The organism is Nonomuraea sp. NPDC049725, from assembly GCF_040674795.1.
GTDB classification, from domain to species: domain Bacteria; phylum Actinomycetota; class Actinomycetes; order Streptosporangiales; family Streptosporangiaceae; genus Nonomuraea; species Nonomuraea ceibae.
Genome location: NZ_JBFANJ010000001.1, coordinates 810,343 through 822,241 on the forward strand (window position 1 = coordinate 810,343; position 11,899 = coordinate 822,241).

Here is an 11,899-nt window from a genome sequence, read left to right on the forward strand (position 1 = left end):
AATCCCGCTAGCGGCTGTTGAGGTACGCGAGAACGGCCAGGACCCGGCGGTTGTCGTCGTCGGAGGGGGCCAGGCCGAGCTTGGCGAAGATGCCCGCGGTGTGCTTGGCCACCGCGCTCTCGCTGAGGAACAGCCGCTGCGAGATGGCCGCGTTGGAGCGCCCCTCGGCCATCGCTTCGAGCACGTCGCGCTCGCGCGGGGTGAGCGTGGCCAGCGGCTCGTGGGTGGCGTTGCTGGCCAGCAGCTTGGCGATCACCTCGGGGTCCATGGCCGTGCCGCCCCCGGCCACCCGGCGCACCGCGTCGACGAACTGCTCGGCGTTGAACACCCGGTCCTTCAGCAGGTAGCCGATCGCGCCGGAGCCGTCGGCCAGCAGCTCGCGGGCGTAGAGCTGCTCGACGTGCTGGGAGAGCACGAGGATCGGCAGCCCGGGCACCTGCTTGCGGGCGGCCAGCGCGGCCTGCAGGCCCTCGTCGGTGTTGGTCGGCGGCAGCCGCACGTCGACGATGGACACGTCAGGGCGCAGCTCCAGCAGCCCCCTGAGCAGCTCCGGGCCGGTCTCCACGGCGGCCACGACCTCGAAGCCGTGCGCTTGGAGCAGGTGGACCAGGCCGTCCCTGAGGAGATAGAGGTCTTCGGCGACGAGTACGCGGTTCATCACTCAGAACCATAGGTTGGTCGGCGTCGCGTTGCACATCCACAGGTCGCGGTTGTGGTTGGCGGGGATGGCGACCGCGGCCACGTACATCATGGTGCCGAGCACGACCATGAACGCGATGACCGGCCACTGGTAGGGCTCCGGCAGGTGCAGCGCCAGGAACCAGGTCTTCTCCTCGACCCCGAAGACCTTGAAGATGGCCGCCACGATCCCCTGCGGGAACAGCGGGCACCAGGCCGTCGCCCACAGGGTGACCACGGTGATCATCTTCCAGCGCGGCAGCTTGGGCAGGTCGCCCGCCCAGTATTCGGGCAGCACCCGGGGCAGCTCCATCGTCACCGTGGTCGGCCCGCCGGGCGGGCTGTGCAGCGCCATGACGCCGTCGAAGGCCGCCAGCCGTCGCTCGATGCCGGTCAGGCCGCTGCCCTTGGCGGGATCGGCGCCGCCCCAGCCGTCGTCGGTCACCGTGATGCGCAGGCTCGGGCCGTTGGTGCTGATGTCGACCGTGGCCCGGGTCGCGCCGCCGTGACGGGCGGCGTTGGACAGCAGCTCGCTCACGGCGAAGTAGGCGGCGGCCTCCACGGGGGCCTCCGGCCGGTGCGGCAGGTCCACCTCCACGGTCACCTTGAGCGCGCTGTCCATCGCCAGCGCCCGGACGGCGTCGCCGAGGCCGCGCTCGGCCAGCACCGGCGGGTGGATGCCGCGGATGACCCGGCGCAGCTCGGTCAGCGTCTCGGCGGAGGCGTCGCGGGCCTTGGCCAGCAGCGCCTTGGCGGCGGCCGGGTCGGTGTCGACCAGGTTCTCGACGGCGCCCAGCGTCATGCCGATCGCCACCAGCCTGGCCTGGGTGCCGTCGTGCAGGTCGCGTTCGATGCGGCGCATCTCGGCGGCCTGCGTGTCGACGGCCAGGTTGCGCACCCGGCTCAGGTGACTGACCTGGCTGGCCAGCCTGCTGGCCGCGGTCGGGCCCAGCAGCAGCTCGCACCAGAGCCCGTACAGCCGGAGCCCGCGCTCGGGCATCAGCAGCAGCAACGGGACCAGGGCCACCTTGACCAGCGGGTCGAGCAGCAGCCACAGCGCGTCGCGGAAGGTCGCCCGGTCGGTGAGCATCCACTTCCACCGGTCGTTCCAGGCGGGCACCCGGGGCGACTTGTACAGGGTCCGGCCGTAGCGGTACATGCCGTCGGACTGCGGCTGCGGAGGCGGCGGCGGGGGCAGGTAGGGCGCCTCGATCTCGATGCCGGACGAGGTGCGCACCAGCTTCCTGGTGAGCCCGGTCACCCCTCTGATCATCCGGACCGCCGGCGGGAACAGGAACACCATGCCCAGGCCGAACGTCGCCATGACTGTGAGGAACGCGGCCACGATCACGACCAGCTCGTAAGCGGCCAGCGTCAGCAACGCCAGGACGATCCCGTACTTCCGGAGCATGTCACCAGTGTGCGTGATCCAGGCGCACTCTCACATTGCACCTAGGTACACCCTTGCCCGGCAACCAACCGCATTCCCGGTGACCTGCGCGAACTCTAGCGTCGAAGCCATGAACGTCATCGAGGTCGAGAACCTCCACAAGCGCTACCCCAACCACGTGGCGGTGCACGACGTGTCGTTCGAGGTGTCGGAGGGCGAGATCTTCGGCATCCTCGGCCCGAACGGCGCCGGCAAGACCACCACCGTCGAGTGCGTCTCCGGGCTGCGCGTCCCCGACGGCGGCGCCATCCGCGTCGCCGGCATCGACCCGCACCGCGAGCGCGACCACCTGCGCCGGGTGCTCGGCGCGCAGCTCCAGAGCTCCGCGCTGCCGGAGAAGATCAAGGTCTGGGAGGCCCTGGACCTGTACGCGTCCTTCTACCCCGACCCGGCCGACTGGCGGGAGCTGCTGGAACGCGTCGGGCTCGGCGCCAAGAAGGACGCCATGTTCGGCAAGCTCTCCGGCGGCCAGCGCCAGCGCCTGTCGGTCGCCCTCGCGCTGGTCGGCAAGCCGCGCATCGCGGTGCTCGACGAGCTCACCACCGGGCTCGACCCGCAGGCCCGCCGCGACACCTGGGAGCTGGTCGAGCAGGTGCGCGACTCCGGCGTGACGATCGTGCTGGTCACGCACTTCATGGAGGAGGCCGAGCGGCTCTGCGACCGCATCGCGCTCATCGACGCCGGCCGCGTGGTGGCCGTCGACTCCCCCGCCGGGCTGATCGAGCGGGTGGGCGGCGAGCAGCGGCTGCGGTTCCGGCCGTCGGCCCCCGTCTCGGACGCCGTGCTGCTGGCCCTGCCCGAGGTCACCGACGTCAGCAGGAGCGGCCAGCAGATGATCGTGACCGGCAAGGGCAACCTCGCGCACGCGGTCACGATGGCCCTGGCCGACCAGCAGGTCATCCCCGGCGACCTGCGGATCGAGCAGGCCACGCTGGACGACGCGTTCCTCGCTCTCACCGGAAGGAAGCTGGCATGAAGAAGATCCTCCTGATGGAGACCAAGCTCCACCTGCGCGACTGGCCGAATCTGGCGTTCGGCCTCGTGCTGCCCATCGGGCTGCTGCTGGGCCTGGGGCAGATCCCGGACCTCGGCAAGCCCGACCCGAACCTCGGCGGGGCCCGGTTCGTCGACGCGCAGCTGCCCGCGCAGATGATCCTGCTCGCCCTGATGACGATGTCCTTCACCGCACTTCCCGGCGTGCTGACCGCCTACCGCGAGCAGGGCGTGCTGCGCAGGATGTCGACGACGCCGGTGCACCCCGGGCGGCTGCTCGGCGCGCAACTGGTGATCAACCTGGCCGTCGCCGCGATCGCCGCCGTCCTGGTGATCCTGCTCGGCGCGCTGGTGCTCGGCTCCCACGTGCCGGCGAACCTGATCGGGTTCGTGCTGGTCTTCCTGCTCGGGGCGGCGGCGATGCTGGCCCTCGGGCTGGTGATCGCCTCCATCGCGCCCAGCAGCAAGGCCGCCCCGGGCATCGGCTCGGTCGTCATGTTCCCGCTGCTGTTCCTGGCCGGGATGTGGCTCCCGCGCGAGATCATGCCCGACGCGCTGCGCACGGTCAGCGACTACTCGGTGGTCGGCCCGTTCGTCAACGCGATGCGCGACACCTGGGCGGGCGACTGGCCGCAGCTCCCCCACCTGGCCGTGATGCTGGTCGGGCTGGCGCTGTTCGGCGGGCTGGCCGTGAAGCTGTTCAAGTGGGAGTGAGCTCAGGCCCACACCGGGCGGGCGCCGGTGACGTTGACGTAGAGCGAATAGAGCGAGGAGGTGGCGGCGATGAACAGCCGGTTGCGCTTGAGGCCGCCGAACACCAGGTTGGCCACGTCCTCCGGCACGTGCAGCCGGCCGAGCGCGGTGCCGTCGGGCGCGTAGCAGTGCACGGCCTTGCCGGCGGCGGCCCACACCCGGCCCTGGTCGTCCAGGCGCATCCCGTCGTAACGGCCGCCGCCCTCGGCGAACACCTCGCCGCCGGCGAGCGTGCCGTCCTCACGCACGTCGAACACCCGCAGGTGGCCCCTGCGGGTGTCTGCCACGTACAGCCGCGTCTCGTCCAGCGAGAAGGCCAGGCCGTTGGGCCGCTCGAAGTCGCCGGCCACGATCCGCACCTCGCCCGTGACCGGGTCCACCCGGTAGACGTGGCAGCCGTCGATCTCCTGCTCGGCCCTGACCCCCTCGTAGTCGCTGGTGATGCCGTAGTTGGGGTCGGTGAACCAGAGCGAGCCGTCGGAGCGCACCACCGCGTCGTTGGGGCTGTTGAGCCGCCTGCCCTGCCACCGCTCGGCCAGCACCGTGATCGAGCCGTCGTGCTCGGTGCGGACCACCCGGCGCTCGCCCTGACGGCACGAGATCAGCCGGCCCTCGCGGTCCAGCGTGTTGCCGTTGGTGTAGCCGGCGGGCTGACGGAACGGGCCGACCGCGCCGCTCATCTCGTCCCAGCGCAGCATCCGGTCGTTGGGGATGTCGCTCCATGCCAGGTAGCGGCCCGCCGGGACGTACACCGGGCCCTCGGCCCAGCGGGAGCCGGTGTGCAGCCGTTCGAGCCAGGAGTCGCCGCCCACGGTGGCGAACCGCTCGTCGAGCACCTCGAATTCGGTGGGAATCATGCTGAACGTCCTTCGGTCAAAGCGTGAAATTTCCTAATAGCATATGGCTATGGATGACATCGACAAGACGCTGATCCGTCTGCTCCAGGATGACGCCACCCAGTCGTACGCGATCCTGGGCAAAGCAGTCGGGCTGTCGGCCGGGGCCGCGCACGAGCGCGTGCGCAAGCTGCGCGAGCGCGGCGTGATCCGGCGCACCACCATCGAGGTCGACCCCGAGGCCGTCGGCCTCGGCGTGGTCGCGTACGTGCTGGTCGACGGCGCCACGTGGATGGGCGGCAGCGCCGACCGGCTGGCCGCGATCGCCGCCGTCGAGGAGGCCCACGTGATCGCCGGTCCCGCCTCGGTGCTCCTCAAGCTCCGTACGGCGACCACCAAGGATCTCCAGGACGCGCTGCGCCGGGTGTTCGAGGTGGACGGCGTCACCAGCACGCAGTCGATCGTGGTGCTGGAGACCTTCTTCGAGCGCCCGATCCCCATCGCGTAAGGTGCACGGATGACGGTCTTCGCGCACATCAGCGACATCCACATCGGCGGCTCCGACGCGAGCGTGACGCGGGCCGAGGCCGTCATGCGCCACCTCGCCACACTCGAGATCGACGCCGTCGTGGTCACCGGGGACGTCGCCGACCACGCGCTCGCCGAGGAGTACGAGGTGGCCGCCGGGATCCTGCGGGCCGACGTGCCGCTGGCGGTGTGTCCCGGCAACCACGACTCCGTCCCCGAGTTCGAGAAGCGGATCGGGCCCGCCGACCAGGCGATCCGGCTCGACGGGCTGACGATCGCGCTCGCCGACTCCAGCGTCCCCGGCCGCCCGTACGGGTTCCTCGCCGACGAGACGCTGGCCCGGCTCGACGCCGTCCTGTCGGAACGGCCCGGGGTCCCCGCCATGGTCGGCATGCACCACCCGCCCGTCGAGCTCGGCATCCCGTACGTGGACGAGATCCGGCTGCGGGAGCCGGAGCGGCTCGAAGAGCTGCTGCGCGCCCACCCGAACGTCGTGGCGGTGCTCGCCGGCCACGCCCACACCGGCGCGACGGCCAGGTTCGCCGGGCTGCCCGTGGCCGTCGCCCCCGGCGTGGTCTCCACCTGCCTCACCCAGGCCGAGACGGACGCCGCCTTCCCCGTCACCTACGACCTGCCGCCCGGCTTCGCCCTGCACTTCTTCGACGGCGAGCGGCTGGTGACCCACTTCCGCCCGGTCATCCTCAAGTAGCCTTGAGGTTGTGACCAACGTGGCATGGAACTCCAAGGAGCTGACCGTCGGCCAGCTCGCCGAGCGCAGCGGCGTCGCCGTGTCGGCTCTGCACTTCTACGAGACCAAGGGCCTGATCTCCAGCCGCCGCACCGCCGGCAACCAGCGCCGCTACACCCGCGACACCCTGCGCCGGGTCGCGTTCGTACGGCTGTCGCAGCGGCTCGGCATCCCGCTCAAGACCATCGCCGACGCCCTCGCCGAGCTGCCCGAGGAGCGCACCCCCACCCGCGACGACTGGGCGCGGCTGTCGGCCGCCTGGCGCAGGGAGCTCGACGACCGCATCGTCCAGCTCCAGCGGCTGCGTGACGACCTCACCGACTGCATCGGCTGCGGCTGCCTGTCGCTCGACCGGTGCGCGCTCGCCAACGCCCACGACCGCCTCGGCGAGGAGGGCCCCGGCGCCCGCCGCATCGACACCCGCATCTGCCCTCCGGCCTCCTGCCGCTGACCCCCGCCCCCAGGCAACCTTTCCGCGCCCCGGCCGCTGACCCCCGCCCCCCAGGCAACCTTTCCGCGCCCCGGCCGCGTAGTACCGGTGATTGTCACTGAGGAAAGGCTCGGGGGATGGCGGATCGATCGGAGTACGACGCGTTCGTCGCGGCGGCATGGCATCGGTTGCTCCGCACCGCCTATCTGCTGACCAGGGACTGGGCCGTGGCCGAGGACCTGGTGCAGACGGCGTTGATGAAGGTCTGGGTGGTCTGGCCGCGCGTCCGCGAGGAGCATGAGGCGTACGTACGCAAGATCATCGTGAACGAGCACGTGTCATGGTGGCGGCGGCGCTGGAGACAGGCCGAGATCACCACCGGCGCGCCGCCCGACCGGGCGCAGGACTCCGACCGCATGGATCAGGCGGACGAGCGCCAGCTGGTCTGGGAGCTCCTCGGCCGGCTGCCGGCCCGCCAGCGGGCCGTGGTGGTGCTGCGCTTCTTCGAGGACATGACCGAGGTCCAGACCGCCAGGACGCTGGGCTGCAGCGTGGGAACGGTCAAGAGCCAGACCAGCAGGGCGCTGGCCAAGCTGCGCGTCGACGCATCGTTCGCGGCCGCGTACGCGAGGAAGGGGTAAGGGCGTGCCCATCGACCACAGGGACCTGTACGAGCTGCTGGAGGAGCGCAGCCGTCCGGCGCTGGACCGTCCGATCCCGTGGGAGCGGCTGCGCGCCCGCGCGCCGGCGGCGCGACGCCGCCGCGCCGCCGTCGTCGCGGTCGCGGGCGTCGTGGCCGCATCGGTCGTGGCGTCGGTCGCCGTGGGCTGGAGCCTGCTCGGCGTACGCCCGGCGCCCGAGAAGGAGGGCACGATCACCGCCAGTGCCCCGAAGCAGCTCCCGGCCCGGTTCGAGGCGGCGGACGGAACCGTCTACCGCCGCCTCGCCACGGTCACGCTGGACGCGCCGGCCGCCAGGACGGTGTCGGCGAAGGTGCCGGTGAGCGGGAAACCGCTGGCCGTCATGGCCGACTGCCCACCGAGCACGCCGTTCTACGTGCCCACGGTCACCGCCAAGGTGGCGGGGACGCGCCGGTGGTTCCCCCTGACGTTCGACGGCCTGCACGGCTCGTGCGAGCAGAACCGGCCGGCCGACCTCGCGCCGCTGCCCGGCGGCGCGCGTGAGGTCACGTTCACGATGACGATGGGCAAGGCCGCCGAGGACGTGCCGGGCCGGCCGGGCAGGTGGCGGTTCGGCATCTACGAGTGGACGCCGCCCGTGTCCCCGGCTCCCGCGCCGACGGAGACGCCGCCCGCGACGATCGGCGACCGGTACCGGCTCCTCACCGCGAGGACGGTCACCTGGCCCGAGAGCCACGGCGTGACGCTCACGCTCCCGCCCACGGACCGGCCGCTCACGGTGGTCGCCTACTGCACGGGCGCGATCGCCGGCCGGGTGCACGCGGAGACCAGCGTCAACGGCCGTCCGCCCAAGGGCTCCGCCAGGTGCTGGGAGCCGCCGTCGGGCGGCACGTTCAGCATCGGCGAGCTCGGCACGGTGCGGCCCGGCGCCGACGGCAAGGTGACCGTCCGGCTCAGGGTCTCGGCCGGCGGCGTCACCGCGTACGAGCGCCGCCCCGGCACGCTGACCCTGGCCGTCTATCAGACGACGGAGTGACTCGCCGGGCGGCCTAGTGCTGGGCCATGTCGACGAAGCGGCTGTAGTGGCCCTGGAAGGCGACCGTCACCGTCGCCGTGGGGCCGTTACGGTGCTTGGCCACGATCAGGTCGGCCTCACCGGCCCGCGGGGACTCGCGCTCGTAGGCGTCCTCGCGGTGCAGCAGGATGACCATGTCGGCGTCCTGCTCGATCGATCCACTTTCGCGCAGGTCGCTCACCTGGGGGCGCTTGTCGGTGCGCTGCTCGGGGCCACGGTTGAGCTGGGAGATCGCGATGACCGGGACCTCCAGCTCCTTGGCCAGCAGCTTGATCGCACGGGAGATCTCCGAGACCTCGTTCTGGCGGCTCTCGGTCTTCTTCGGCGAGCTCATCAGCTGCAGGTAGTCGATGACGACGAAGCGCAGGTCGTTGCGCTGTTTGAGGCGGCGGCACTTGGCCCGGATCTCCATCATCGACATGTTGGGCGAGTCGTCGATGAACAGCGGCGCCTCGGCGACCTCGCTCATGCGGCGGGCCAGGCGGGTCCAGTCGTCGTCGCCCATCATGCCCGAGCGCATGGCGTGGAGGGCGACGCGGGCCTCGGCCGACAGCAGACGCATGGTGATCTCGTTGCGGGACATCTCCAGGGAGAAGATGACCGTGGTCATGCCGTGCTTGATGGCGGCCGAGCGGGCGAAGTCGAGGCCGAGCGTGCTGTTGTGGGTGGGCACGCAGGCGCGGCTCGCCAGGTAGAGGTGGTCGGCGTTGTCGACCTCGACGCAGCGTACGGGGCGGGTCTCGACCGGGCGGACGGCGACGATCTCGTGGGAGGGCCGGCCCGCGGCGCCGGGCTGGCGGCCGGGCAGGCGGAAGACGCGCTCGGCGGTGGCGAACCCGATCGTGTAGCGGGCGGAGGGCACGCCGGCGCGGCCCCTGATGGGCTCGGTGGTGATCGTGGCGTGGTAGCCGAGGGTCAGCGCGAGCTCGCGCACGTCGTGGGCGAGGCGCCGGTCGGTGGCGGCGAACTGGACCCACCCGGCGCTGTTGACGTGGCCGTCGGCGTCGAGCAGGCCCGCCAGCAGGTCGCGCCGCTGCCGCTCGGAGCCGCGCAGGTAGGCGGCGGGGACGCGGTCGGCGGCGAGCAGGCCGAGCGCGGCCAGGCCCTTGTGCAGCTCGTCGGAGCGCAGCACCTCGGCGAGCGCCGGGTCGCTCACGCCCGCGCCGGCCCGGTCGCCGAGCCAGAGGCCCAGCAGGTAGGGGTCGAGCGGGAGCTCCTGCTCGTCGAGCCGGAAGGCGGCAGGCAGCGCCACGTCGTGGCCGGGGGCGAGCTCCTCGGTGGTGCGCAGGACGCCGTCGGCGGTGCGCCACTGGTGCAGGGCGTCGGCGACGATGACCGTGCCGTCGGCGAACTCCACCTCGTGACAGGGCCGGTCGTGCAGCACCTCGGTCGCGGCGACGACCCGGGTCGGCCTGCCGTCGGCGCCGATGAGCAGGTCGCCGACCTCGACCTGACCCATCGTGGTCCAGCCGGTCGGGGTGGGCAGCGGGGTGTCGAGGGCGAGCGCCTTGCCGATGGCCGGGCGGGCCGCGACGACGATCATCTGGCCGGGGTGCAGGCCGTTGGTGAGCTGGTCGAGGTCCTGGAAGCCGGTGGGCACGCCGACCATCTGGCCGCCGCGGCTGCCGATGGCCTCCAGCTCGTCGAGGGCGCCGGGCATGATGTCGGCCAGCGCCGCGTAGTCCTCGGAGGTGCGCCGCTCGGTGACCTTGTAGATCTCCGCCTGGGCGCGGTCGACCAGGTCGTCGACCTCTTCGTTCTGGCCGCCGTAGCCGAAGGAGACGATGCGGGTGCCGGCCTCGATGAGCCGCCGCAGGATCGCCTGCTCACGGACGATCTTCGCGTAGTAGCCGGCGTTGGCGGCGGTGGGGACGACGGCCGTCAGCGTGTGGAGGTAGGCGGCGCCGCCGACGCGGGCCATCTCGCCGCGCTTCTGCAGCTCGTCGAAGACCGTGACGGCGTCGGCGGGCTCGCCCCGGCCGTAGAGGTCGGTGATGACCTCGTAGATCATCTGGTGGGCGGGCCGGTAGAAGTCGTCGGAACGGATGATCTCGACCACGTCGGCGATCGCGTCCTTCGACAGCAGCATGCCGCCGAGGACGGACTGCTCCGCCTCGATGTTGCTCGGCGGGGTGCGCTCGAAGCCCGGCCCTGCGCCGACCTCTTCGTCAATGCTCACCGCGCCCCCTCGAGACTTGCAGGCGGTCGCACCACCCCCACTTGTAGTCGACCGGGGTGACAGTTTCGCGGCTCTGCGCCCTGACGGCAACGCGGCCTGTGGAAAACCCTGTGGTCAAGCTGTGTACGAACCGCCCCAGGGTGTGAAATGCCTGTGGACGGAGTTGGGGATAACTGTGGAAAAGATCCTTCACACCTGTTCCGACCTGCGAAGACAGTATCCACCGGCTGTGGAGGAAAGAAAGTTGGCCCGACACGCGGAGTAAGGGGCATACTGTACAGATGCCCATTACCCGACAGGACCGGGAAATCCTCCGGCTTGCCGTGCCCGCGTTCGGCGCGCTGGTCGCCGAGCCGCTCTTCCTGCTCGCCGACTACGCCATCGTGGGCCACGGGCTGGGCACCCAGGCGGTCGGCGCGCTGGGCGTCGCCGGCGCCGTCCTGACGACACTCGTCAACCTGTGCGTCTTCCTCGCCTATGGCACCACCGCGTCCGTCGCGCGGCAGACCGGCGCCGGCAACCACGACCGGGCCATGCGCAGCGGCGTCGACGGCATCTGGCTCGCGCTGGCCATCGGCGCGGCGCTCATCGTCACCTGCTGGCCGCTCGCCCCGGCCATCGTCGACCTGTTCGGCGCAAGCCCCGAGCAGTCCCAGGAAGCCGTCACGTACCTGCGGATCAGCCTCCTGGGCACCCCCGGCATGCTCGTCGTGCTCGCGGGCACCGGCGTGCTGCGCGGCCTCCAGGACACCGTCACGCCGCTCGTGGTGGCCATCGGCTCGTTCGCGCTCAACGCGATCCTGAACGCCTGGTTCGTGCTCGGCCTCGACTGGGGCATCGCCGGCTCCGCCTGGGGCACCGTGCTCGCGCAGACGCTCGGCGCCGTCGTGTACGTGACCGTCGTCGTCAAGGGCGCGCGGCGGCTGGGCACGCCGCTGCGCCCCGACCCGGCCGGGATCGGGCAGGCGGGCACCGCCGGGTTCGCCCTGCTCATCAGGACCGTCTGCCTGCGCATCGTGCTCCTGGTCGCCACCGTCATCGCCACCCGGATGGGCCAGGCCGAGCTCGCCGCGTACGCCATCGCCACACAGGTGTGGACGATGCTGGCCTTCGCGCTCGACGCCATCGCCATCGCCGGGCAGGCCATCACCGGGCGGGCGCTCGGCGCCGGCGACGTGGCCGCCACCAGGGCCGCCACCCGGCGCATGGTGGTGTGGGGCGTCTGGTCCGGCGCGGCCCTCGCGCTGGTCGTCGTCGCGGCACGGCCGCTGCTGCCCGGCCTGTTCGACGCCGATCCACAGGTCACCGCCGAGCTGCTGGCCGTGCTCTGGCCGGTCGCGCTGTTCCAGCCGATCTGCGGCGTGGTGTTCGTCCTCGACGGCGTCCTCATCGGCGCGGGCGACCAGCGCTACCTCGCCTGGGCGGGCGTGTGGACGACGCTGGCGTACCTGCCCGCCGCCTTCCTCGCCGCCGGATTCGGCATCGTTGCACTTTGGTGCGCGCTCGGCCTGTGGATGATTGCACGTTTGATCACGCTGACCCTCCGGGCCTCCGGCACCGCCTGGCTGGTGACCGGGGCGTGACCGTA

Annotated in this window: 12 protein-coding genes; 8 read left to right on the forward strand and 4 right to left on the reverse strand. The window is 71.7% G+C overall.

The annotated features are described in order from the left end of the window. Positions 1 to 7: 7 nt before the first annotated feature. Together AB0J53_RS04260 and AB0J53_RS04265 are read right to left on the reverse strand one after the other, a co-directional pair. Positions 8 to 658 carry a response regulator transcription factor gene (locus AB0J53_RS04260; protein ID WP_219508168.1) on the reverse strand — a complete coding sequence of 217 codons (651 nt, stop codon included), beginning with the start codon at positions 656 to 658 and terminating at the stop codon, positions 8 to 10. Between the two features lie 3 nt (positions 659 to 661). Beyond that, on the reverse strand, positions 662 to 2,089 hold the full coding sequence (locus tag AB0J53_RS04265; RefSeq protein WP_364168464.1) for a histidine kinase: 1,428 nt from the start codon (positions 2,087 to 2,089) through the stop codon (positions 662 to 664). A 109-nt stretch (positions 2,090 to 2,198) separates the two neighbouring features. On the opposite strand from AB0J53_RS04265, the gene AB0J53_RS04270 reads away from it, so the two are divergent. After that, positions 2,199 to 3,104 carry an ABC transporter ATP-binding protein gene (locus tag AB0J53_RS04270; protein ID WP_364168466.1) on the forward strand — a complete coding sequence of 302 codons (906 nt, stop codon included), beginning with the start codon at positions 2,199 to 2,201 and terminating at the stop codon, positions 3,102 to 3,104. After that, positions 3,101 to 3,835 (forward strand): ABC transporter permease, encoded by a 735-nt coding sequence (locus AB0J53_RS04275; RefSeq protein ID WP_364168468.1) that lies wholly within the window; start codon positions 3,101 to 3,103, stop codon positions 3,833 to 3,835. The genes AB0J53_RS04270 and AB0J53_RS04275 overlap by 4 nt, the downstream gene beginning before the upstream one ends. A gap of 2 nt (positions 3,836 to 3,837) precedes the next feature. On the opposite strand, the gene AB0J53_RS04280 is transcribed toward AB0J53_RS04275, so the two are convergent. Then, on the reverse strand, positions 3,838 to 4,731 hold the full coding sequence (locus AB0J53_RS04280; protein WP_364168470.1) for an SMP-30/gluconolactonase/LRE family protein: 894 nt from the start codon (positions 4,729 to 4,731) through the stop codon (positions 3,838 to 3,840). A gap of 49 nt (positions 4,732 to 4,780) precedes the next feature. Between AB0J53_RS04280 and AB0J53_RS04285 the strand changes: the two genes are divergently transcribed. From AB0J53_RS04285 to AB0J53_RS04305, 5 genes are all read left to right on the forward strand, one after another. Further along, positions 4,781 to 5,218: an Lrp/AsnC family transcriptional regulator gene (locus AB0J53_RS04285; protein ID WP_219508163.1), complete on the forward strand. Its 438-nt coding sequence runs from the start codon at positions 4,781 to 4,783 to the stop codon at positions 5,216 to 5,218. 9 nt (positions 5,219 to 5,227) lie between these two features. Then, positions 5,228 to 5,947 (forward strand): metallophosphoesterase, encoded by a 720-nt coding sequence (locus AB0J53_RS04290; RefSeq protein WP_364168473.1) that lies wholly within the window; start codon positions 5,228 to 5,230, stop codon positions 5,945 to 5,947. A gap of 10 nt (positions 5,948 to 5,957) precedes the next feature. Further along, positions 5,958 to 6,437: a redox-sensitive transcriptional activator SoxR gene (gene soxR / locus AB0J53_RS04295; RefSeq protein ID WP_219508161.1), complete on the forward strand. Its 480-nt coding sequence runs from the start codon at positions 5,958 to 5,960 to the stop codon at positions 6,435 to 6,437. Between the two features lie 116 nt (positions 6,438 to 6,553). Then, a complete protein-coding gene (locus AB0J53_RS04300) occupies positions 6,554 to 7,057 on the forward strand; it encodes a SigE family RNA polymerase sigma factor (protein WP_364168474.1) in 504 nt (167 codons plus the stop codon). 4 nt (positions 7,058 to 7,061) lie between these two features. After that, on the forward strand, positions 7,062 to 8,093 hold the full coding sequence (locus tag AB0J53_RS04305; protein ID WP_364168476.1) for a hypothetical protein: 1,032 nt from the start codon (positions 7,062 to 7,064) through the stop codon (positions 8,091 to 8,093). 13 nt (positions 8,094 to 8,106) lie between these two features. Here the strand turns inward: AB0J53_RS04305 and dnaB are convergent, their stop codons facing one another. Continuing rightward, positions 8,107 to 10,311 carry a replicative DNA helicase gene (gene dnaB / locus AB0J53_RS04310; RefSeq protein WP_219508158.1) on the reverse strand — a complete coding sequence of 735 codons (2,205 nt, stop codon included), beginning with the start codon at positions 10,309 to 10,311 and terminating at the stop codon, positions 8,107 to 8,109. A gap of 281 nt (positions 10,312 to 10,592) precedes the next feature. Between dnaB and AB0J53_RS04315 the strand changes: the two genes are divergently transcribed. Further along, the gene (locus tag AB0J53_RS04315; protein WP_364168478.1) at positions 10,593 to 11,894 is read left to right on the forward strand and encodes an MATE family efflux transporter; all 1,302 of its coding nucleotides are present in this window, start codon (positions 10,593 to 10,595) and stop codon (positions 11,892 to 11,894) included. Positions 11,895 to 11,899 lie beyond the last annotated feature (5 nt).